Origin of the sequence: Rothia sp. HMSC065G12 (assembly GCF_001811455.1) — a bacterium.
In the GTDB taxonomy this organism is placed as follows: Bacteria; Actinomycetota; Actinomycetes; order Actinomycetales; family Micrococcaceae; genus Rothia; species Rothia dentocariosa.
On the sequence record NZ_KV804820.1, the window covers coordinates 19748 to 42031 of the forward strand.

A 22284-nucleotide genomic window follows, 5' to 3' on the forward strand; every position below is an offset into this window, starting at 1 on the left:
GATATCTTATAGCGCCTAACCTGCAAAGGTACAGCGGGGTATTTTTAAATTCTTGCACGAAGGTACGTGTCAAATTGTAGTATTACAGGCTGTGAAAGAGGGTGCATGAGTTATGCTTATTGGTATGACTAAAGTATCTAAGTCTGTCACTAAGGCTGTTATTCCGGCGGCTGGTCTGGGGACCAGGTTCTTGCCCGCAACGAAGGCGACTCCTAAGGAAATGCTTCCGGTCGTTGATCGCCCCGCAATTCAGTACGTGGTAGAAGAGGCAATCCGCGCCGGCCTGAACGATGTTCTTATGATTACCGGCCGTAACAAGCGTGCGCTTGAAGACCATTTTGACCGTGTTCCGGTCCTAGAAAGTCAGCTGGCCGAGCAGGGTAAAGACGCCCTTCTGAAAGCTGTTGAAGCAACGAATGAGTTGGGTGAACTGCACTATGTGCGTCAGGGCGACCCTAAAGGTCTGGGCCATGCAGTTTTGCGCGGCAAGGTACATGTGGGGGATGAGCCCTTCGCGGTTCTGCTGGGCGATGACCTGATCGACGAAAAAGAGGATTTGCTCTCGCAGATGGTCGAGGTTCAGCAGGCTACCGGCGGCTCCGTGATCGCGCTTATGGAGGTTCCCCGCGAGTCTATCTCAGCCTACGGTGCCGCTGCTATCGAGGCGGTTGAAGGCCAGGACGGCTACGTGAAGGTCACCGGTCTTGTTGAGAAGCCCGCCCCCGAGGAAGCACCCTCCAACTATGCGGTGATTGGTCGCTACGTGCTCAGCTCGAAGGTATTCGAGGTGCTGGAAAACACGGCTCCGGGTCGCGGCAACGAAATTCAGCTGACCGATGCACTGCAGACTTTGGCAGTCGGCACCGGCGAAGGTGAGGGCGTATACGGTGTGGTCTTCAAAGGGCGCCGCTTCGATACGGGGGATAAGCTCTCGTATCTGAAGGCAAACGTTATTCTTGCTTCCGAACGCGAAGATCTCGGCCCTGAACTTCGTGAATGGCTGAAAGAATTTGCCGATAAGAACTGCTAATCACTCTTTGCATAATCTCTAGTCCTATCAGGGGCGATAGTTCGGTTTTATGACCTGCTGTCGCCCCTGATTCATTTACATAATGTTCGACTGTGTTCGACAGTATTTATACATGCACGGGAAATGTGCTGAGCGCATATTTTCTAGAAGAGCCCTGAATATTCCAGGTTTCTTTGGTATATTTTCGCACGGTATACGTAGATGAATGCGAACACTGTCCTGTACTAGGTAAGATGAAAAGTCCTAGGTTTTATAAATGTTAGCTTGAAGGGATAGATACACATGACGATTTTGAGCACGTCGGGTGTTCTCGTAGTTTTAGCGGTCGTCATGCTGTTGTGGTTTATACCGCGGAATATGCGTCGTGCATCCGCCGCAGACACCCCCGAACAGACGGTTGTAAACCCGCATTCCATGACTGATGATGTTCTGACCTCGCATTCCATTCTTTTTTCTGAGGAGTCCGCAGTGCCCGGTTCTGACCCCAAGAAATCCAACGCCGTGAGCGGAAACGTGCCCCCGCTCAGTGAAGAAGAGACGAGCGCCGCGCTCTCCGATCTGCGCGAAGCCTCGCCGGTCGAACCTTTTACCAGCCCTGTGCCCGTTTTAGAACAGAAACCTTGGTTGCCGGAACGCCTGCATCGCCTAGGAACCCTGCGCCTGACCCTGCTCGGTATCGGCGCGCTGGTGGCACTTATTCTGATTTTCTCGCTGATTCTCTCCCTCATGGGGTGGCTGCCGTGGAGCGCTCCCGCGGTTTCCTTCGTGGCGCTCGCGGGGATCGGCGGTGCCCTCTACTACCTGGGGCAGCCCAAGGATGGGCACGAAGAACCTGGTGCGGTGTATCCCGAAACCTCCGGACATAATGCGCTGCCCATCGAGGATGAGGCTACCGAAGAGGAATTCGCGCAGGATGAGGCACACGAGTTAGACGCCGAGGAGCCAGAAGAAACCTCACCGAGTCGTTCTTCCAAGTCCAGCAGGTGGGGTTCGCTGCGCTGGAATTCGGGGCGTGCATACCGCAAATCTACGCTGGAGGAAGAGTCTTCAGAACAGGGTGTTCCCGCAGACCATGCGCCACAGATCGGTGCCGATGAATTCGCAGCAGAGCCTCATGAACTGAGCGAAGAGCCGGTGCACGAGGAATACGTCGAATATGCTGAATCGTACTCAGCTGAGGACGCGCAGCAGCACTTTTCTGGTACTTCGCACGCCCGCAGGCTTCCGGCGCAGCTGCACCCTAAGTACCCTCCGCAGCATGCTCCCGAACCCGTCCTGTACGACGATGACCAGGGTGCAGGCCACGAAGCTTCATACGAGCAAGCTCCTTCCGCACACGCGTTTTCAGTATCGGCAGAGGAGGCTCCCGCACAGGATGTTTTTGTGCAGCCGAAGAACCTGCACCGCGCACCCGCACCCCAGCCCGAAGCGCAGCGGCACGAAACCCGTTTTGTCGGCTCTTCATCTGCTCAGGGGCAGCCCCCGCGCCGTCCGGCACGCATCCCAGGAACGCATCTGCGCCCGCTGGAACGCACGAGTGAACTTTTCGATCAGGAAGTTCAGACCACTCCAACCGGGCAAATCCCGGTGACTCCCGCACCCGGAAATACTGTGGATGCTCCACAACGCGAAGGTGCTGCGCCTAGGAACGGATTCTTAGAATCGGCTCCTGCAAATACAAACCAGACTCAGGGGTATTCCGCGCCCTCTGGTATGAGTAATACTTCTGCTCAGGATGCGGCGTTTGGCTCCGGCATGCAGGATCGTGCGGACAACTCTGCACATTCCGCGCCGTATCGTGGTGCAGCGCATAATCCATACTTTGCACAGCCGCAGAATACCGCGCAAAATCCGTATGCTGCGCCAGCTCAGGGTTTCGGGGCACACCAGGGCCAGGGTGTGGGGCAACACCAGGGTATGCAGCAAAACCAAAACGCAGGCCAGAACCGGCAGGCGGCTCAGACAGGCTTAGGACAGCAGAGTCTCGGCGAGCAGCAGGGATACGGTCAGCGCAGCTTTGCACCACAAAACCAGAAGCATCAGACCTCCACGGCTCAGCATGCGAGCGCTCAGAATTCCGGGCCTGGATTTGCGCCTTCGCGCTCTGTAGCGGAGGAGAAGAATCTTCCTCCTGCAGGGTTCACCCCGCAGGGAGCTATCCGCCCCATGAACCAGGAACCTCCGCGGTCGCAGCGTCCGATGGGAACCACCACAGGCTCAGGTGCGCAGAATACACGCTTCCAGCAGGGGCCGGCGACCGGTTCTGTTCCGGTAGGAGGCGGGTCTGGGTTTACGAATACGAGCCAATTCGATGTTCCGGTTCCGCTTGATCTCGACGATTCTGAGTTCGAGCCTCTCGATATTATTCCGGTCGTGGACGAACCCAGCGAGCGCTCGGGCTCCTCCTCGAACGCATCCGCGTCCTATAAGCGGGGGAACATGCCCGGGACAGGAGCATCTTTCACCGGGGTATCGCAGAAAACATGGACCCCTACGCAGCTTCCGAAGCCGCTGAGCTCTTTGCATCAGAAGAAGCCCAATGGAAGTGATGGCAGCCCGAATAACGGAGAGCAGAAGTAACGGTTCGCTGGATCTCTAGATTAATTTCTTCACCAGAGTAAAAAGGCTCCCCATACATCTGGGGAGCCTTTTTACGTGCCTTGGGAAAAGAATGAAGCGAGTAATTCAGTAAGGATGCGCGCATAGGAAAAGGAGGAGGTTCCATCTGGAACCTCCTCCTTCGCATCACACACAGGAAGAAAAGTCTTCAAAACCGTATCTAGGAGGCCTTCCCACAAGGCGTATCCTATTTGGTAATAAAAATATAACCTAATTTCGAGGTGTCTGCCAACCATAAATCCCGGAAAAATAGCGACACTCTGTCAGTATATTTAGGATTGCCTAACCGAAAACCCCGTGTTTACGGGGATAGACCTCAAATAATAGGGTGCGGAAAAAAATTTAAAATTTTTTTGATCGCGGGACCATGTGCACTACGTAGAACCTCAGGGCAACATATGTACACCCTCAGCTGATGAGTATCATACCCAAAACATGAGAGAATGAGGGGGTGAAAGAATGGTTTGCGGCTCTGCCTCTCGAACTTGCCGTCGTCATCATGTGGGGCATCGGTATTTTGCGCACCAGCATCGTCTACGCCCTGGGCTACCTTGCCGCCACGGGAAGCGCGCGCCTAGAGCGCATCCGTAACGCCATGCAGACCCCGCTCTACACACGAGCCACCGCCATGATCAACCGGTGGGGAGCCTACGCCGTGCCGCTCTGTTTTCTGACGGTCGGACTGCAGACCGCCGTCATCATTACCACGGGGTTCACGAAAATGCCGATGCGCCGCTGGCTGCCCGGCATGCTTCTGGGCACCCTGATATGGGCGATTATCTACGTCACTATCGGGTTTGCCCTCCTTGCAGCCTTCGGATTTGAGCCGTGGATGGTGCCGCTCATTTTTGTCGCGCTTATTCTGATCAGCGTGACAGCCTCAAAGATCCGCACCTATATTGCTGATAAGCGGCAGTCTTAGCCCGTTTTAACCTATATTCCACAGATACACCCCGCGTATCCCGCTTGCTGTGCTAGCGTGGTGGCATGAGTGAAAACAGCACCACCGCACGGGCAGAGGAAGAAGCAAGAACCGACGAGCTTCCCCACCATATCGCAACTCTTCTCTACACTCCGCAGGCCCTACCAGCCCAGGTGCTTGAACGCTCTGAGCTGCGCATTGCCTATGTGCCGGGAGTTATGCCCGGAAAATGGTTCACCCGCTGGCATGAGCGCTACGGCGACCGCGCGCCCCTAGCTGAAATTCCGGTGAGGGAGAGTCTGGGAATTCAGGCTCTCACCACAAATCTTTCCACCTCCCAAAGTGCAGAACCGCTTGCACACATGGCGATTGTGCGCCCCAACCACGAACCGCGCAGCAGAGACACAGACGAGTACCACAGCATCAGGCTGTACGAGGAAATACCCGTGCTGATCATGCCCAGCGACCACGTGCTCACAGTGCTTGACGAGGTGAGCTTTGAAGACCTCGCCGAAGAATTTCTGCTTCACGACCCCGCCGAGTACCCCGCCTGGGCTGAAGCCTCCAGCACATGGCGGGCCGAAAACCCAAGGTTCTTGCCCGAATTTACCGGCGATCGTGAGGCTCTTGAGCTCGTTGCCGCAGGAATTGGCCTGTACATTGCCCCCATGTCCGTTGCGCGGTTCTATCATCGCAAAGACCTTACCTATCGCCCGATGCGCGGCCTTGAACCCTACCCGGTGACCCTCACCTGGAGGCGCGCGCCGGCGGCGCATCCGCGCCCCGAAAGGGAGGAAACTCTGATCCAGGACTTTATCGGTATTGTGCGTGGGCGAACCGCATCCAGTGAGCGAGGAAGTGAGACGAAACAGAGCCGCGCTAAGCGCATTGCTGATGAGAAAGCAAAGACGAAAGCGAAAAACCGTGCCGCCAATGCCCGCCGTGAGGCTCGTGATCGGAAGAAATCGAACGCCAAAAAGAGCGGAAATCTCCGAGAATATGCCCGTCACAACGCTCAAGCCGCCCGTGCGCGGCGTGCCGGAAAGAAACGCTAAAGCGGTAAACTTAACATCATGGCATTGGTAATGGAAACCCGTCCCGCAGCCTACGCGGTCATTATCGAGCAGGGCAAACTGCTCATGACCCGCTGGGTGCCCGAGGACCGCGCCCAAAGCCCGCTCTGGTCGCTGCCCGGCGGAGGCATGGAACCGGGCGAGCAGGCCGATGAAACCGCCCTGCGAGAAACCCTCGAAGAAACCGGGTACAGCGTTGCCATCGAAGATATTTTGGGAGTGCACGCCGGGCATTTTCCCGCACGTAACGGGCTCTCCGACAGTACGCTGCCGTTCTGCGCCCTGCGCATCGTCTACCGCGCCCACGTGGTCACCGGCGAGCTGCGCGCCGAAGAGAACGGTTCTTCCGACAGCGCCCGCTGGGTGCCTATCGCCGAACTTGATACCCTGCGCTACGGCACCCTCATCGACGAGGTCGCATCCATGATGGGCTTTCAAAATGCCGCCGCCTGGTCGCGCGAATACCAAGAATTTCTTGCCGACGAGAACGCGAGGAAAATCTAGTGCATTACCCAAACCGCCCCGCGCCTACCCGCCGCACCATGATAAGCGCCTTAGCCCTAGCTCCGCTTCTTGCCGCCTGCTCGTCAGAGGACGATAAACCAAAAGTGGATCCTTCAGCATCAAGCTATGGAACCCTGCGCGTGGGCATCGGTGCCCTGCGCGAGATGCGGGCGGTCGCATACCTGTACGCTCAGGCGCTTCGCAACGTGGGATATAACGTTGAAGTCGTCACCAACGAAGACAGCCGCAGCAAATTTCTGGATGCGCTCAAACAGACTGAAGCGAACACCCCCGAACCAGACACGCTTGACCTTGTCATCGACTACAGCGGCGATTTGCTTCTGCATCTTACGAACGACGGCAAACTTAGCCCCGCACAAATTCAGGCGGAACGCCAAGCCGCCAGTGCCAGCGCATCCGCGGCGAGCGCCGGGGTCACACTACCGCCTACCCCCACCAACACGCCTTCGCATGATGCGTCCGCCTCCGAAGGCGCAACCGCAAGCCCCAGCGGAGCCATTAACGCGCGCGCACTGAATATTACCGATACTGTTGCCGCTATTAACCGTGTGCTCCCCGAACACCTGGAACTTCTAGACGTTGCTAATGCCCAAAACCGCGATGTTCTCGTGACCACTCGCCAAAATGAAGTGCAGCATAAACTTCGCAGCCTCGCCAATCTTGCGGATGTAAAAGCTACCCTAAGTTTTGCTCTCACCAGCGGATACACCAGCAGCAACTACGGCGTTGCAAGCCTCAAAACCGTCTACAAATACACGGTCGAAAACCCTATTCTCAACGAAAATTCGGCAGAACGGGTGAGTATGCTCAGCAAAGACACCGCGCAGGTGGTCCTTTTGCACAGCGCAGACCCGGCGATTGAGGATAACCGCTTCACAACTCTCGAAGACCCACAGACTACGCAGCTGAACCAACAACTTCTTCCGATTGCGCGTCGTAACCTGCCAGATAGTGCACGCGAAGCTATAAACCGCGTATCATCTACATTAGATACGGGAAACCTATCGTTCTTGCTTCGTCTTACGAGCGGTACCAACCCCATCGCTGACGACGAGGCCGCGAAATTCTTATTAGAGCATCCAAGGAAGTAATGTAACTATGACGAAGTACCGTCAGTCCTCAAAGCTGAACAACGTCCTCTACGATATTCGCGGACCTATTCTCGAAGAAGCCAACCGCATGGAAGCGCTTGGCCACCGCATCCTCAAACTCAATATTGGTAACCCTGCCCCCTTCGGATTTGAAGCGCCGGATGCGATCATGATGGATATCATCCGCCACCTGCCCGTCACACAGGGTTATTCCGACTCTCACGGGCTGTACTCTGCGCGCACCGCCATTGTGCAGTACTACCAGAATCGCGGGATTCTCGACCTTGATACCAATGACATATATCTGGGCAACGGCGTTTCGGAACTGATTCCTATGACCTTGCAGGCGCTATGCGAACCGGGCGATGAAATTCTGGTTCCGATGCCCGACTACCCGCTGTGGACCGCCTCCACCACGCTCGCAGGCGGCAACCCCGTGCATTACCTGTGCGACGAAGAGAACAACTGGTACCCGGATATTGAAGACATCAAGTCAAAGATTACCGAGCGCACCAGGGGCATTGTGATTATTAACCCCAACAACCCCACCGGTGCTGTGTACTCCCGCGAGATTCTGCAGCAGATTGCTGATGTGGCGCGTGAACATGAGCTCGTGGTTTTTGCCGACGAAATCTACGAGAAGATCACCTACGAAGGCGCTGAGGCTATCAACATGGCCACCATCACCGGTGATGATGTGCTCTGCATGACCTTCTCGGGGCTTTCCAAAGCATACCGCGTATGCGGCTACCGCGCCGGATGGCTCGCCATTACCGGGCCGAAAGACGATGCTAAAAACTATATCGAGGGCATCACCCTGCTTGCGTCGATGCGCTTGTGCTCTAACGTGCCCGCCCAGCATGCAATTCAGACCGCGCTCGGCGGCTACCAGTCCATTGACGAACTCGTTGCCCCCGGCGGGCGTCTCTACGAGCAGCGCACCCTGGCGTATCGTATGCTCAACGAAATCGACGGCATTACCTGTGAACAGGCCGATGGCGCGCTCTACCTGTTCCCCAAAATTGATACCGAAAAGTTCAACATCAAGAGCGACGAACAGTTCATGCTTGACCTGCTCAAAGATCAGAAGATTCTCTTCAGCCACGGCAGCGCCTTCAACTGGCATAAGCCCGACCACTTCCGCCTGGTTTTCCTGCCAGATGTGCAGACCCTCAAGAGCGCGCTTGAGCGGCTGGGTAACTTCATGGCGGATTACAAACAAAAGAATTAGCGGGGTTTGCTAGGCGGTTTTCTCGCGCTAGTTCGCGCCCACTCCTACTGCTCTTGATGTGTTATCAAACGGATTTTTTCACGTCTGGTAGCACATCAAGAGCTTTTTACGCCTTAGTCTTCGGACTCGGAACCCTCAGATTCAGCTTCTTCATCCGTTGTATCTTGAGTGTTACGCACCGCGTGCAGGCGTTCCCGGGCGCCCTCAAGCCAAGCCTCGCACCGGGAAGCTAACGCCTCACCGCGTTCCCACAGGGCTATCGAAGACTCCAAATTTGAGGTGCCAGATTCCAGCTGCCGCACCACATTCTCAAGCTCGGAGCGCGCCTGCTCATAGCTTAGGGTCTCGACGGGAGCACCCAGCTCTTCCGTATGAAAACTAATATTCTCAGACAATGATGTACCTTCCACCAGAGAGTTATAAATCAAGATTTGAGTCGTATGTTTTGACCACACTGACCTCGGCGCCGCCCACCGCCGCGCGCATCGTCAGCTTGTCATGAGCCGATAGAGTCGTGGCATCGCGTACCAGTTCACCATCGGCGCGCTGTACAATCGTGTACCCGCGCTTGAGCGTTTCCACGGGCGAGAGTGCCCGCACCCGAGCAATCGTATGCGAAATCGCGTCCCGTTCGCGCGCCACACGGTACTCTACCGAACGGGCGGCTCGCTCCCGCAGCCGAAAAATATCCTCGCTGCGCCACCCTAAATCCGTTTCCGGCTGGGTCAGCACCGGGCGCTCATGCAGCTGCCGAATATACTGCTCCTGATAGTTCAGGTAACCCAAAACCGCGCGGTCGGCACGCGCTCGCGCCTCACGAATAACCGCCAGCTCCTCGGCAACATCAGGCACAATACGCTTACCCGCATCGGTGGGGGTAGAGGCGCGAACATCCGCAACGGCATCCAGAATCGGGCTGTCTGCCTCATGCCCAATTGCCGAAACGACCGGAGTTTGCGCCGCCGCCACGGCACGTACCAGAGCCTCATCCGAGAACGACAGTAGATCCTCAAACGAACCGCCGCCGCGGGCGATCACAATCACATCAACCTCAGGATGCGCATCCAGCTCGCTCAGCGCCGCCATGACCTCGCTCGCCGAGCCTTCGCCCTGGACCTTCACGTTCCGTACCTCAAACTGCACTCCGGGCCAGCGCAGCGAAGCATTGCGAATCACGTCTTTTTCGGCATCGGAATCTCGCCCGGTAATCAGCCCCACACGATGCGGCAGCAACGGGAGCGGCTTCTTACGAGCATCCGCAAACAGCCCCTCAGCGGCCAGCTTTTCACGCAGTATTTGCAGCTGTTCGTGCAGGTTACCCGTGCCCACCGCATAGATACGCCGCCCAATCAGCGAGAGCCGACCGTTCTTCCACAGGCTGGGCTTCGCTAAGGTCACCACCCGCGCGCCAACCTTCACATCTGACCCCAGGCCGCGCCCCGCCTGACCGAACAGGGCGAGCGTAAACGAAAAATCTTCCTGCAGATCCTTCAGCTCGATAAAGACGTTCCCGCCGCGCCCGTTGAGGGAAGCAACCTGCGCCTCAACCCACAGCTGCGGAACCTTATCGATATAGTTCTTCATATTCTGAGCCAAAAGCGCCAGAGGCCAAGGATTCTGCGGTGTGGTCTCCTGCGACTTTGCAGGAAGCTGTCGCTCAGCCGCAGGCGGCACAATCGGGGGAGCCGAGTGCGGGTATTCATGGTGCGCTGCCGAAAAATCAGTCATAACCCCATTCTCTCCCACAGCCCGCGATTTTGCCCATCTTTCGGTCATGCGCGTACTCTTCACGTCACAGTTTCTGCTGAGGGCACACTCATTCAACCTTTTCTGCCGAACCCGGTAATCTGTAACCTATGGGCGCACATGACGACCCCCAACCCCACGAACCCAAGCGCACAATCAAACTTGAGGTTCCAGAGGACTCACCAGACACCACCCGCGTATTGCCTGAACCTCCGCGCGATGACTACCGGGTTATCTCCAGCGAACCGCATGATCTTGAGGGCGCGGATGAAACCACCACGCTCTTATCTGCCCCCGGGATAAACCAGCAGACGCGAGTGCTCAACGAGTCCTCTGACGTGCCGCGCCCGCACAGCGAAACCCCGGAACCGACGGGTGCCCCCGTGGCAAACCTGGCGAATCAGAAACCGCAGCGGCACGTGCTGGAACCCACCAGCGTCTCAAAGCTGCGGTACGCTCTGGCGATTCTTGCCGCATCCTTAAGTATTTTGTGCGCCCTAACGGGTTCGGTTGCCAGCTGGGTCAATCAAAACCTCATCAGCCAATCCGGGTTCAACCAGCTCAGTACCCAGCTGGTGGAAGACCAAGACTTTCAAAAACGAATTGCCGATGCCGCCGTCACCGATGTTATGAACTCTGATGCGGTCAAACGAGTTTTCCCCGAATCCGGCAACAACTTTCTCACACAAATTCTGAGCACAAGCCGCGACGAGGTGAAAAAACGCCTCAGCGAGAATGCACAGAGGCTCACTGGAACCTCCGAATACCGCACCATGTGGCGGCAGGTGGCGGCGGATACGCACACCTACAACCTGGCGCATCCTGATGACCCAGCCGCACTCGACATCAGCGCCTTCTACCGCGAGCTTGATGCGCGTGTGGGCAGCATCGGCATATACGACCCCGATATTTCATCCTGGGGAAAACACCTGATATCTATTGACCGTGACGGAAACCCCGTGCAACATGCGGTGCAGCGGGCGCAGTGGGTTGGAAGTATGTCCGGGGCACTGATCGCAGCAAGTATTATCGGTCTAGTGATCGCCCTGATTCTGCTTCCGCGCGGACGCTTTGTACTTCTGACCTGTGCGTTCTTGATTCTTGCGGCGGGCTTGTGGATTCTGAGTGCGGTCATGGCGCAGCAAACCCCGCAGACACTTGGGCTCAGTACCGACAGCACGGTGGGAACTGTTTTCTTGGACGGCCTAGTCAATACGGCGCGCCCCATGCTGACAGGTCATCTCAATTCGCTCGCAAGTTACAGTGCATGGGCGGCCGTGGTCTCGCTTCTGGGCGGTATTCTTGCCAAACTCATTGCGCTCACTGCGAGCGGCACCACAGTACGCACACACTAGAGGAACAAACAACGTAGGATAGTAGTCATGTCCACTGAAACCATTTCCCTCGGTCTGCCGCCGCTGCCGCGCACCCGCCGAAGCCGCGCCGATATTGAGGCTGCAAACCCCGTCACGAGCGCCAAAAAGGTGCTGCTGGCCACTCCACGCGGATACTGCGCTGGCGTTGATCGTGCCGTGATCGCCGTTGAAAAGGCTCTCGAACACTACGGTGCCCCGGTGTACGTGCGCAAACAGATTGTGCACAACCGTCACGTGGTGGAAACCCTCGAACAGCAGGGTGCTATTTTTGTGGATGAAGTGGACGAAGTGCCCGAAGGGTCCGTGACCGTATTTTCGGCGCATGGAGTTTCTCCAGCGGTTGTATCTGCCGCGGGGGAGAGGCAGCTGAACACCATTGACGCGACCTGCCCGCTGGTGAACAAGGTACACCGCGAGGCTGTGCGCTTCGCAAAGCAGGACTACGACATCCTGCTCATTGGCCACACCGGCCACGAAGAGGTCGAGGGTACCGCAGGTGAGGCGCCCGAGCACATCCAGATTGTGAACTCGCCCGACGAGGTGGATCAGGTGACCGTCCGCAACCCGGAGAAGGTCGTCTGGATTTCTCAGACCACCCTGTCCGTGGACGAAACCCTGGAAACCGTGGCGCGTCTGCGTGAGCGTTTCCCCTCCCTGCAGGATCCGCCCTCGGACGACATCTGCTACGCAACCTCCAACCGCCAGGGCGCCATCAAGGAGATTGCTCCGCGCGCTGACCTGGTCATCGTGGTTGGTTCGGCAAACTCCTCGAACTCCGTGCGCCTGAAGGAAGTGGCACTCGAATACGGCGCTAAGCGTGCCGAGCGTGTGGACTTCGCACACCAGGTGGACGAGTCCTGGTTCGAGGGTGTGGCGACCGTGGGCCTGACCTCCGGCGCGTCCGTGCCCGAGGTTCTGGTTCAGGAGGTACTGGCCCTGCTCGCCGAGTACGGCTACAACACCATCGAAGAGGTGGAGACCGCGAAGGAAGACATTCTCTTCTCCCTGCCGAAGGAACTGCGTTCCGCCCTGAAGAACGATGAGAACGTGGGCCGCCAGCTCGGTGGCCGCGGCGCTAAGCCCACTCGCTAATACTTTTTAGCTTATGACCCCGTGTCCTCTTCCCCCGTGTGGGGAGAAGACACGGGGTCTTTGTATCTGATATGTGGGGAAGCACTGTTTGGGACGGCGGTACGCGCCGGTCTACTTGGTGCGGTGCAGCAGACCGGTGGCCTGCTTAAGGACCTGACGATTCGCGCCACATGAAGTTATTTAAGAATCTCCGTCTCTTTCAATGCCATGTTATGTTATAATAAATTGTATTTCTAGAATAGAAAGGTCTTAAGGTGACAACTCTTATTCAGCATAAACGTGTAGAATTTTCAGAACTATTTTATGACCTAGTGTTTGTTTTTGCAATTTCAAAAGCAACTGCTTTAATTCACCCTCTTCATGACGGTGTTGTGGCTTGGGATTCTTTACTTGATTTCTTCATCTCTGTCATGGTTATCATCAATTCCTGGATGATTCAAACCATTTATACCAATCGCTATGGAACAAACTCGTTATTTAATATGGTAATCATGTTTACCAACATGGGACTTATGCTCTTTATATCCAATATGATTGGATACAATTGGCAACAATGGTTCTATTATACCTGTTGGGCTGTTGGTACATTAACCCTTACCTTATTTTTTCAATATTTGGTTCAGTTTTTTAGAGAATCAACCGATAATACTGATCGGGAAAGCATCAAAGGTTTTCTATGGTTAACAGGTCTACAAAGTTTAGGAGTCTATCTGGCAGCTCTTTTCCCTATTTACGTTGGAGTCTATATCTTTATTGCTAGTATTCTGCTAACATTTATTGTGCCAATTTTCTTGATGACTAAAGATGAGCATTTCCAGGTAAATCTTCCCCATTTAATCGAGCGCGTCTCCCTTCTTGTCATCATTACGTTTGGAGAGATGGTTATTGGGCTAGTTAACTTCTTTACAGTTGAGAATTTCTCTATATATTCGGTTCTTAATTTCGTTATCATGCTTTCTCTGTTCTTGTTTTATTTTGGTGAATTTGACCATGCTATTGACGAAGGATCCAATCAAAAGGGAGTATTTATAATTTATAGTCACTATCCTATTTTCATTGGGCTTATGTTGATGACAGTTTCGATGGGTTATCTCCTGAATCCCGAGGCTAATCTTCTCGTTGCAATCAGCTTCTTTTATATCGGAATTGGCCTCTTCCAAGCTGCTGTCCTAGCAAATGGGCCCTATAACAAAAACTATCTTCGCTATCCGAGAAGTTACTACTGTGTCCAAGCGACACTCTATCTGGCTGCCTTGATTCTCTCTTTGCTTTTCGCTTCTAATGCTATAACAGTGTTGAGTATTGCAACCATTTTTACTCTAGCTATAGCTAGTCATTTTATTTCTTTCTGGGTTACACGTACTAAACAATATTCCGTGCCTTACTGGGGGTTCTTCTAATTAATTTATAAAAACAAAAAAGCCTTGGCTTCCAAGGCTTTTTTGTTTTTATAAACTAAATTTGTCCATCATTTGTTTATCAACTTCCTTTCCAGACATATCTAATCTGATGACACTATCCGCATCATCTCCAATCATATTGAGATACTCTAGATGAGAACGGAAGTTTTCTATCTTCCCTTCCAATAAATAGAGGGCCAGAGTGTCGATGTAGCCGTCTTCATACTGCTCACCTGCATCTACAAAGGACTGATACTTACCGAAACCCTTTTCTATGTCCTCAATAAACTCTTACTAATGAGCTTCAAGTGGTGAGTCTGGTTGTGTGGGCGGCTATCTTCCTGGGCGTTTCTGCCCTGCTGATGCGCCGCGCAACCCGCCGCTAAATGCTTCTTCCCGCCGCAGTCTCAAGAGTTCCGTAGTATCAGGGGCTCCCGAGGCTGCGGCGGAAGCCGTACCCGCTCACACCGCATCTGCTAACACTGCCGCGCCGCGTCCTGGAAACTGGTGCGAGTGGGTTCGTGGTGAAGGATACGGGTTCCCCGTGTGGGGAGAAGACACGGGGTCTTTGTATCTGATGTGCGGGATGCACGGATAGGGACGCTAGCGCAGCTTCACGTTCACGCTACGCGGGGGAATGCCCCCTCTGCGGCGCCCCAACAACGATTGGCACAGGCGCCTTGAGGACGGAGCCCCCGCTTCGCGTAACGGGCCGCGACGCTCGCATATCCTCAACTCATGACATTTGTCATGGGCAGGTCATGACACTCTGTACCGCACCGGTGCGAAAACCGGCGGTGTAATAGAAACATGAACACCGCAGCACTTCAGAATAGCAAGCAAAACACCGCAGAAACCGTTATTTCCGCCCGCTCCCTCCGCCAGGTTTTCTCCACCCGTGCGGCAGGCACCGTGGTCGCCGTCGACTCGATTGACCTGACCGTCAAGCGCGGCGAAATCATCGCACTGCTCGGCCCCAACGGCGCAGGTAAGACCACCCTCATCGACATGATTCTTGGTCTGACTCAGCCCAGTGGCGGCGAGTTGAGCGTCTTCGGTCGCAACGCCTCCGAAGCGGCACGCGCCGGTCTACTCGGTGCGGTGCAGCAGACTGGTGGCCTGCTCAAGGACCTGACGATTCGCGCCACGGTCGAGATGATTGCCGCCCTGTACCCCAAGCCTATTGACGTGGATGAGGTACTCGCCGGCGCCGACCTGACCGATATCGCTAAGCGTAAGGTCGGCAAGTGCTCGGGAGGTCAGCAGCAGCGTCTGCGTTACGCCCTGGCGACCATGCACTCGCCGGAACTGCTGATTCTGGACGAGCCGACCGCCGGCATGGACGTGAACGCGCGCCGCACCTTCTGGGAGCGTATGGAAGCCATCGCCGAACGAGGAACGACCATTCTTTTTGCGACGCACTATCTGGAAGAAGCACAGAACTTCGCCCAGCGCATCGTGCTCATGGAATCCGGCTCCATCATCGCTGACGGCTCCTCCGACGAGATTCGTGCCCTGACCGGCCACCGCCACCTCAGCTTCCTCGCACCCGCACCCATCACCGACCTGGATGTGCCGGTCGAGGTGACCGAAGAGTCCGGCGGGTACCGCCACCGTATCTCCGTGCTGGAGATTGAGCAGGTACTGCGCACTCTGCTGAACAACTACAGCATCACCGACCTGGAGGTCACCAAGCCCTCCCTGGATGAGTCCTTCACCCTGCTGACCGAGCAGGCCGCCGCCTCCAAGGCATCCGAAGCCTAAATACCGTACCGCCCCAACACCGCACCGCCGCTACACACCTCAAGGAAAACATCATGCTCCGCTACGCACTCTATGACATCCGCGCTTCTATCCTCTCGACCGACCGTTTCTTCTTCGGCGTGGCACTGCCGATTGTCTTCTTCCTGCTCTTCGGCGCGATGCAGGAGTACGCCTCCCAGCCGATGGGTGACGGTAACGTAGCTGCGTACGTCATGATTGGCATGGCGCTGTACGGTGCCGTGCAGAACACCGTGGCGATTAGCGGCAGCACCGTCACCGAGCTGTCGAGCGGCTGGAACCGCCAGCTGGCGCTGACCCCGCTGACCACCGGCAAGTACCTGGGTGCGAAGGCGCTGACCGCCCTGGTGATTTCTGCGCTGCCGGTGATTGCGGTGAACATTGTGGGCATGTTTACCGGTGTTGAGATCCCTGTGAACCAGCAGCTTGCCGCCGGTGCGCTGACGGTGCTGTGCGGTCTGGTGTTCGCCTTCTACGGCATCATGATGGGCCTGCTGATTCGTAACGAGAACGCCGTGTCCATTGCGAACGGTCTGCTGGTGATCATGAGCTTCTTCGGTACTGTGTTCTCCCCGCTGAGCACCGACCTGCTGAAGTACGCCCGCTTCACCCCGCTGTACGGTGCCGCTGAGATCGCCCGCTACCCCTTCAGCTCAGGTCGGACCATTATTTCGGGCGGTGAGGACTGGTTCGTCACCGAGCCGCTCTGGTACGCCGTGGTGAGCCTGGTCGTGTGGGCGGCGATCTTCCTGGGTGTTTCTGCCCTGCTGATGCGCCGCGCAACCCGCCGCTAAACGCTTCTTCCCGCCGCAGCCTTGAACCCCGAGGCTGCGGCGGAAGCCGTATCCACTCACACCGCATCTGCTAACACTGCCGCGCCGGTGGTATCTGCACCCGCGGCACCCGCACCCTTGGCACCCGCACGTTAGGCTAGAACCATGACCGAAACCCACACGCACCCGCAAAATACTGACCAGGCTAGCGCCGAGAACGAGGCGGCACCCTCCGCCGCGAAGCGTACCCTGGGCAAGCACCGCTTCCGCTTCCTCCACCGGGAACGCAGCGGCAACGTGAACTGGCTGGCGCTGGGCTTTAGCGCCCCGTGGCTGGTGTTTCTGCTCATGCCGCTGGACAGCTTCCTCACCACCCCGGAGCTGGCGCCGGTGCGCTGGACCGGTGTGGCGCTGGTGGTGCTGTTTGCGGTGGTGAACTGCTCGGCGTACGCGGTGCCGTGGCTGGTGCCGGTCGCCTCCACGGTGCGTCGAAGCGTCATCTGGACGATACTGATGGCTCTGCCTGTGGCTGGCCTGACGGCGCTGCGGCTGGAATCGGCGTATACGGTGTTCTTGTCGTTCAGCATGTACTTTGTGGCGTTCTGGATTTTTGGCACAATCGCCCCGTACCGCCTGCGCTTCGGTGTGGCAGCGACGATTGCCCTGGTCTGCTGGCTAATTTTTATGGTGGGTACCAGCTTTGACGTCACCGCGCGCGGCGGTATCGCCCTCTTTATCGGTGCGCCGATGGTGGGCATGCTGGGCTTCTCCTACCTGATTGAGCTCGGCGAACGTGCGGACGTAGCGCGTGCATCCCTGGCGCTCTCCGAGGAACGTGAAGAGATCGCCCGCGACGTGCACGACGTGCTGGGTCACTCCCTGACCGTCATCACCCTCAAAGCGGAGCTGGCGCAGCGCCTGCTGGAGATTGACCCCGCCCGCGCCGGCGCCGAGATGGAGGCAATCGCGCAGCTGTCCCGCGCATCCCTGGCGGAGGTCCGCTCGACCGTGACGCGCCTGCGAGTGCCCGACTTCTCGGGTGAGATTGAGGGTGCGGGCCGCGCCCTGCAGACCGCCGGTATTCGCGCCGAACTGCCGGAGGCTCAGAACGCGCTCGCGGTGGCTGGTGTGAACGCGAAGCTGTTCTCCTGGGTTCTGCGTGAGGCGGTCACGAACATGGTGCGCCACTCGGGTGCGAATGCGGCGCGGGTGCGTTTGAGCGCAACCGGCCTGGACATCCTCGATAACGGCGTGGGTGTGGGTGATGCGCGCGGTAACGGCCTGACGGGTATGGCTCAGCGTGTGGCGGCGTCCGGCGGTAGCGTGGTGATTGAGGCGGCGCCCGAGCAGTGGCTGGCGGAGAACCCTGGCGGTGGGGTGGGTACGCGCATCCGTGTGAGCATGGACGGTGACACCTCACTGCTGTAAATAGGTGCTGTAGATTGTGGAACTTGGCGCCGCGCCCTGGACGGGGGAGCTACCCGCCCCTGTATGGTGGTGGTAGACAACCTCACGCGGTTGTTCCGCCCGCCGTTATCACCCCGTCTTCGCCCCCTGGGAGGCTCCCATGATTCGTGTTCTGCTCGCTGACGATCAGCAGCTCATCCGTGAGGCTCTTGCCGCTCTGCTGGGCTTGGAGGTTGACCTGCAGATTGTGGGTCAGGTCGGTAGCGGTGATGAGGTGTTGGGTGCTGTCGCCCTATTGAAGCCGGACGTGGTGCTGTTGGATGTGCAGATGCCCGGTACTTTGCTGGCTGATGGTATTGAGGCGGCTGCGGCGCTGCGTGATGCGGGTGCGGTGAGTGAGTCGGGTGAGCCGGTGCGCACGCTGATTGTGACGACGTTTGGCCGCCCAGGCTATGTGCGCCGCGCCCTGGAGGCTGGCGCGAGTGGTTTCGTGGTGAAGGATACGGGTGCTCGCCAGTTGGCGGAGGCGATTCGTCGTGTACATGCGGGGTTGCGTGTGGTGGATCCGTCGTTGGCGGCGGATTCTTTGGTGACGGGTGCTTCTCCGTTGACGGAGCGTGAGGCGCAGGTGCTGCGTGAGGCGGCGTCGGGTGGTACGGCTCAGCAGATTGCGTCGGCGTTGTTTTTGTCGGCGGGTACGGTGCGTAATTATTTGTCGGCGGCGATGGCGAAGACGGGTGCGTCGACTCGTCAGGATGCGGTGCGTATCGCCACGGAGAACGGCTGGCTCTAGCGCCTTGCTCTCATCAACCCGGGCGGCTCCTGCGCGAACACGGTAGAATGGTAGTGTCTATGCCCGCAGGCGCCCCGCACCCGTTTCTTCCTGAGACCGACGGTGCCGCGCTTGGATGCGGGCACCATTTTCGCCCTGTGCCCGCCCGCACCCGCCGCACCACCTGCGCGGCGCATCCTGAGTGTGTGGCGGGGTACATGATTCGAAGGAAAACTTGTGGCTCTAACTATCGGCATTGTTGGCCTGCCTAACGTGGGCAAGTCCACCCTGTTCAACGCTCTGACCGGCAACACTGTGCTGGCGGCTAACTACCCGTTCGCAACCATTGACCCGAACGTGGGCGTGGTGAACCTGCCGGATGCGCGTCTGAACCGTCTGGCTGAGATTTTTGGTTCGGAGCGTATTCTGCCTGCGACTGTTTCGTTCGTTGATATTGCGGGTATTGTGAAGGGCGCTTCTGAGGGTGAGGGCCTGGGTAACAAGTTCCTCGCGAACATTCGTGAGGCGCACGCTATCGCCCAGGTGGTGCGTGCGTTTGATGACCCGGACGTCATTCACGTGGACGGCAAGGTTGACCCCGCCTCCGATATGGAGACCATCAATACTGAGCTGATTCTGGCTGACCTGCAGACTTTGGAGAACGCTATTCCGCGTCTGGAGAAGGCTGTGAAGATTAAGAAGGGCGATGCCGCCCAGCTGGCAACCTACAAGCAGGCGCAGCAGATTCTTGAGGACGGGAACACGATTTTCTCGCGTGCGGCTGCCGAGAAGCTTGAGATGGCGCATTTGAAGGAGCTGAACCTGCTGACCGCTAAGCCTTTCATCTACGTGTTTAACGCGGATGAGGGCGTGCTTGCCTCTGAGGAGAAGCAGGCAGAACTGCGTGAGCTGGTGGCCCCGGCGGAGGCTGTTTTCTTGGACGCGAAACTTGAGGCTGACATGGTGGAGCTTTCCGAGGAGGAGGCCCGCGAAATGCTGGAAATGAGCGGTCAGGACGAATCGGGCCTAGATAAGCTGGCTCGTGTAGGCTTCTCAACCCTGGGTCTGCAGACCTACCTGACGGCTGGCCCAAAGGAATCGCGCGCCTGGACGATTTATAAGGGAGACACGGCACCGCAGGCGGCGGGCGTAATCCACTCCGATTTCGAGCGTGGCTTCATCAAGGCTGAGGTTGTTTCCTTCGATGACCTGGATGCGGCAGGCTCCATGAACGAAGCAAAAGCCCGCGGCAAAGTCCGCATGGAAGGCAAAGACTACATCATGGCAGACGGTGATGTGGTTGAGTTTAGGTTTAACGTGTAGAGGTTGGTCAAAGGACTATGAATAATCCACATAATTTAGATCAACCTGCAGAGTGGGCAGGAATATGGTGGCTTCCAGAGAGTCCTGATGAAAAGGTGCCAGGTGTACTTCATTATGATGCTAAAGGTGGTTTAATCTTATCTCTAATTGGAGGATTTGAAGAACGGGTTATTACAAGGGAACCTTCCGTAGATGGCACACAAATAAAGTGGTTTGGTGAAGAGAGTCGTGTGTGGAATGCTATCCATGGTGTGTCTGAGTATCAGAAAATAACTTTATTGGGATGTTATCCTAGTCTTACTAAACGTTACTTTGCTAAACCAGATAGTCCTGGTAAGCAGACTATTGTGGCCTCTATAGCTCTTATTGGGATTCATATTGAGAATGAAAACACCTCAGTTTTTTCTTCTGTTGAAGTGTCATTCGAAGATCTTGGAGTCTGGGCAGCGGTATCAGGAATTGAGTGCGAATTTGGGTTTTCAGATAGCGAAGAGCTTGATGGGCGTGGGTGTATTCAAGTAACTCCTTGCAGTGAACAATCAGTCACGGTCGAGAACAAAGAGATTTGCTTAGTATCAGGAAATACACTTCCCTATATTGATCATCAAAAAGGTAAAACGATTGCTAAAATATCTGAGTCAGTAAGAGTGCAGATAAAATCTAAAACTCCATTATCTTTGACTGATACGTTGGAAGAAATGGTGACTATTCAAAATCTTATTTCTTTAGCTATGCATCGTGCCGTTGGCACTATCTGGGTTCAATTGGAGATAGATGGGACTGAATCGAGATTGCCTGATGGTCGTGAACTTCCACGACGACGTGCCCAAATGCTCTACAAACCTCCTGCGCTAGGGGTAGCTGATGCACAAGCTGTTGAGACCCATCGAACTCTTTTTACATGTGACACAATACCATTTTCAGAAATTGTACCTCGCTGGTATGAAGTACATAGCCGATTACGAACAGCCATTAATATGATTATGAGCCTTCGGTATACTCCAACTCAGTATATTGAAAGTAATCTTCTGACATCCGTGGGAGCAGTTGAAGTAATTCATCGATGTCTTGGAATTGGCAACAAGCCTTTTCCGGTGGGTGAATTCAAAGCTATGCGTAGTGCGATGCTTGAGCAAGTGCCAGAAAAACACCGCGATAAGTTCAAAAGTGCTATTCGTAACGATCAAACACTTCGAGAGAGACTTTATGATCTAGTTAATTACCTGGATCCAGCTGTAATTTCAAAACTTATGCCAGATGTAAAAAAGTGGGCAAAGTTTACGGTAAAAGCCCGTAACAATCTGGCTCATGAAGGAAGAACAGGTCACTCTGACGAAGAGTTAATTACTATAGTGGATATTGCTACAATAGTAGTTATCTTTATTATACTGCAGGAGTTAGGGGTTTCTGTTGAACAACAAATTAATATCTTCGATGAAAACCCTCAGATTGGAGGAATAGCTCGAAGGGCTCATAAAATTATAGTTGCCCCTGCAAAAGAGAGCTAGAATATATTAATAGAGAGGCTGAAAAATGGAAATATTGGTTTCAATTTTTTCTTTATTATCAGCTATATTAGGTGCTGTTATTGGTGGTTTTGTAGCGCATCGGCTGACCGTAAAACGTGAAGTTGATAATGCTAGACGCAATCAGCGAATAGATTTTCTTCTGAGTGCTTATCGACGCCTTATAAATTCATCTAATCGTGGGCGTAATTTATCTCAAGAGTATCGTGATGATCTGGAATCAGCTCTATCCGATATTATCCTTTTGGGAGGCCACAAGGAGATAGAAGCTGCTCAAGATTTCATGAAAGAGATGAACGAGGGTAATAGCGGTTCGCTCGATCCCGTCATCGAGACTCTGAGGAACAGCTTACGAAGCGAATTAGGTCTCGAACAGACAGTCTTACCGAAGCCTCATACCCTTCGAATTAAGTCGTAGATATATCACTGTATTAGAAGCAGTAACTTGATAGCTTCACCCGTGCTGGCTCAGCCTGAAATGTGTCTATTAGTGTAAGGTACCCGAGTCTGAATTGCTAATAGTTGATAAGTTTCTGGTGAAAGCCCTGATATGACACCACACCCATGTGTAGGCACGCCCCAGCTAATATAGGCTT

Annotated in this window: 21 protein-coding genes; 19 read left to right on the top strand and 2 right to left on the bottom strand. The window is 55.5% G+C overall.

The genetic code is table 11. From position 1 onward, the window contains the following. Positions 1–124 precede the first annotated feature (124 nt). From galU to HMPREF2804_RS10425, 7 genes are all read left to right on the top strand, one after another. The gene (gene galU / locus HMPREF2804_RS10395) at positions 125–1030 is read left to right on the top strand and encodes a UTP--glucose-1-phosphate uridylyltransferase GalU (RefSeq protein ID WP_004005193.1); all 906 of its coding nucleotides are present in this window, start codon (positions 125–127) and stop codon (positions 1028–1030) included. A 282-nt stretch (positions 1031–1312) separates the two neighbouring features. Then, a complete protein-coding gene (locus HMPREF2804_RS10400) occupies positions 1313–3610 on the top strand; it encodes a hypothetical protein (RefSeq protein ID WP_070628299.1) in 2298 nt (765 codons plus the stop codon). 490 nt (positions 3611–4100) lie between these two features. Beyond that, the gene (locus HMPREF2804_RS10405; RefSeq protein ID WP_070521066.1) at positions 4101–4571 is read left to right on the top strand and encodes a DedA family protein; all 471 of its coding nucleotides are present in this window, start codon (positions 4101–4103) and stop codon (positions 4569–4571) included. A gap of 65 nt (positions 4572–4636) precedes the next feature. Then, on the top strand, positions 4637–5626 hold the full coding sequence (locus HMPREF2804_RS10410) for a LysR substrate-binding domain-containing protein (RefSeq protein ID WP_070628301.1): 990 nt from the start codon (positions 4637–4639) through the stop codon (positions 5624–5626). Between the two features lie 18 nt (positions 5627–5644). Next, entirely contained in the window at positions 5645–6148 is a 504-nt protein-coding gene (locus tag HMPREF2804_RS10415) for an NUDIX hydrolase (RefSeq protein WP_210393516.1), read from the top strand. Beyond that, entirely contained in the window at positions 6148–7260 is a 1113-nt protein-coding gene (locus HMPREF2804_RS10420; RefSeq protein ID WP_239652910.1) for a glycine betaine ABC transporter substrate-binding protein, read from the top strand. Before HMPREF2804_RS10415 ends, HMPREF2804_RS10420 begins: the two co-directional genes overlap by 1 nt. A gap of 7 nt (positions 7261–7267) precedes the next feature. Further along, a complete protein-coding gene (locus HMPREF2804_RS10425; RefSeq protein ID WP_070628303.1) occupies positions 7268–8491 on the top strand; it encodes a pyridoxal phosphate-dependent aminotransferase in 1224 nt (407 codons plus the stop codon). A 113-nt stretch (positions 8492–8604) separates the two neighbouring features. On the opposite strand, the gene HMPREF2804_RS10430 is transcribed toward HMPREF2804_RS10425, so the two are convergent. Together HMPREF2804_RS10430 and xseA are read right to left on the bottom strand one after the other, a co-directional pair. Further along, positions 8605–8886, bottom strand: a complete 282-nt coding sequence (locus HMPREF2804_RS10430) for an exodeoxyribonuclease VII small subunit (protein WP_048751915.1) — start codon at positions 8884–8886, stop codon at positions 8605–8607. Between the two features lie 22 nt (positions 8887–8908). Beyond that, entirely contained in the window at positions 8909–10219 is a 1311-nt protein-coding gene (gene xseA / locus HMPREF2804_RS10435; protein ID WP_070628305.1) for an exodeoxyribonuclease VII large subunit, read from the bottom strand. A 128-nt stretch (positions 10220–10347) separates the two neighbouring features. On the opposite strand from xseA, the gene HMPREF2804_RS10440 reads away from it, so the two are divergent. From HMPREF2804_RS10440 to HMPREF2804_RS10485, 12 genes are all read left to right on the top strand, one after another. Then, positions 10348–11592, top strand: a complete 1245-nt coding sequence (locus HMPREF2804_RS10440) for an MFS transporter (RefSeq protein WP_070628306.1) — start codon at positions 10348–10350, stop codon at positions 11590–11592. 27 nt (positions 11593–11619) lie between these two features. Then, positions 11620–12705, top strand: a complete 1086-nt coding sequence (locus tag HMPREF2804_RS10445; protein WP_070628308.1) for a 4-hydroxy-3-methylbut-2-enyl diphosphate reductase — start codon at positions 11620–11622, stop codon at positions 12703–12705. Between the two features lie 254 nt (positions 12706–12959). Then, positions 12960–14105, top strand: coding sequence for a low temperature requirement protein A (locus tag HMPREF2804_RS10450; protein ID WP_048754901.1), 1146 nt, complete (start codon positions 12960–12962; stop codon positions 14103–14105). A 325-nt stretch (positions 14106–14430) separates the two neighbouring features. Beyond that, positions 14431–14703, top strand: a complete 273-nt coding sequence (locus HMPREF2804_RS11025) for a hypothetical protein (RefSeq protein ID WP_141750948.1) — start codon at positions 14431–14433, stop codon at positions 14701–14703. A 212-nt stretch (positions 14704–14915) separates the two neighbouring features. Continuing rightward, the gene (locus HMPREF2804_RS10455) at positions 14916–15869 is read left to right on the top strand and encodes an ABC transporter ATP-binding protein (protein ID WP_070628310.1); all 954 of its coding nucleotides are present in this window, start codon (positions 14916–14918) and stop codon (positions 15867–15869) included. 53 nt (positions 15870–15922) lie between these two features. Continuing rightward, entirely contained in the window at positions 15923–16681 is a 759-nt protein-coding gene (locus tag HMPREF2804_RS10460) for an ABC transporter permease (RefSeq protein WP_070628312.1), read from the top strand. Between the two features lie 411 nt (positions 16682–17092). After that, entirely contained in the window at positions 17093–18088 is a 996-nt protein-coding gene (locus tag HMPREF2804_RS10465) for a sensor histidine kinase (protein WP_246824284.1), read from the top strand. Positions 18089–18227: 139 nt separating this feature from the next. Continuing rightward, positions 18228–18860 carry a response regulator transcription factor gene (locus HMPREF2804_RS10470; protein WP_005508461.1) on the top strand — a complete coding sequence of 211 codons (633 nt, stop codon included), beginning with the start codon at positions 18228–18230 and terminating at the stop codon, positions 18858–18860. Positions 18861–18913: 53 nt separating this feature from the next. Further along, on the top strand, positions 18914–19111 hold the full coding sequence (locus tag HMPREF2804_RS11030; RefSeq protein WP_141750949.1) for a hypothetical protein: 198 nt from the start codon (positions 18914–18916) through the stop codon (positions 19109–19111). Further along, positions 19077–20162, top strand: coding sequence for a redox-regulated ATPase YchF (gene ychF / locus HMPREF2804_RS10475; RefSeq protein WP_070536780.1), 1086 nt, complete (start codon positions 19077–19079; stop codon positions 20160–20162). The genes HMPREF2804_RS11030 and ychF overlap by 35 nt, the downstream gene beginning before the upstream one ends. Positions 20163–20179: 17 nt before the next feature. After that, a complete protein-coding gene (locus tag HMPREF2804_RS10480; RefSeq protein ID WP_070536779.1) occupies positions 20180–21670 on the top strand; it encodes an ApeA N-terminal domain 1-containing protein in 1491 nt (496 codons plus the stop codon). A gap of 25 nt (positions 21671–21695) precedes the next feature. Continuing rightward, positions 21696–22106, top strand: a complete 411-nt coding sequence (locus HMPREF2804_RS10485; RefSeq protein WP_070536777.1) for a hypothetical protein — start codon at positions 21696–21698, stop codon at positions 22104–22106. The last annotated feature ends 178 nt before the right edge of the window (positions 22107–22284 follow it).

Bases quoted from the DNA above. Each gene is read 5' to 3' on its own strand.
- galU (WP_004005193.1), top strand. From the start codon at position 125: ATGACTAAAGTATCTAAGTCTGTCACTAAGGCTGTTATTCCGGCGGCT.
- HMPREF2804_RS10400 (WP_070628299.1), top strand. From the start codon at position 1,313: ATGACGATTTTGAGCACGTCGGGTGTTCTCGTAGTTTTAGCGGTCGTC.
- HMPREF2804_RS10410 (WP_070628301.1), top strand. From the start codon at position 4,637: ATGAGTGAAAACAGCACCACCGCACGGGCAGAGGAAGAAGCAAGAACC.
- HMPREF2804_RS10415 (WP_210393516.1), top strand. From the start codon at position 5,645: ATGGCATTGGTAATGGAAACCCGTCCCGCAGCCTACGCGGTCATTATC.
- HMPREF2804_RS10425 (WP_070628303.1), top strand. From the start codon at position 7,268: ATGACGAAGTACCGTCAGTCCTCAAAGCTGAACAACGTCCTCTACGAT.
- xseA (WP_070628305.1), bottom strand. From the start codon at position 10,219: ATGACTGATTTTTCGGCAGCGCACCATGAATACCCGCACTCGGCTCCC.
- HMPREF2804_RS10440 (WP_070628306.1), top strand. From the start codon at position 10,348: ATGGGCGCACATGACGACCCCCAACCCCACGAACCCAAGCGCACAATC.
- HMPREF2804_RS10445 (WP_070628308.1), top strand. From the start codon at position 11,620: ATGTCCACTGAAACCATTTCCCTCGGTCTGCCGCCGCTGCCGCGCACC.
- HMPREF2804_RS10455 (WP_070628310.1), top strand. From the start codon at position 14,916: ATGAACACCGCAGCACTTCAGAATAGCAAGCAAAACACCGCAGAAACC.
- HMPREF2804_RS10460 (WP_070628312.1), top strand. From the start codon at position 15,923: ATGCTCCGCTACGCACTCTATGACATCCGCGCTTCTATCCTCTCGACC.
- HMPREF2804_RS10470 (WP_005508461.1), top strand. From the start codon at position 18,228: ATGATTCGTGTTCTGCTCGCTGACGATCAGCAGCTCATCCGTGAGGCT.
- HMPREF2804_RS10480 (WP_070536779.1), top strand. From the start codon at position 20,180: ATGAATAATCCACATAATTTAGATCAACCTGCAGAGTGGGCAGGAATA.
- HMPREF2804_RS10485 (WP_070536777.1), top strand. From the start codon at position 21,696: ATGGAAATATTGGTTTCAATTTTTTCTTTATTATCAGCTATATTAGGT.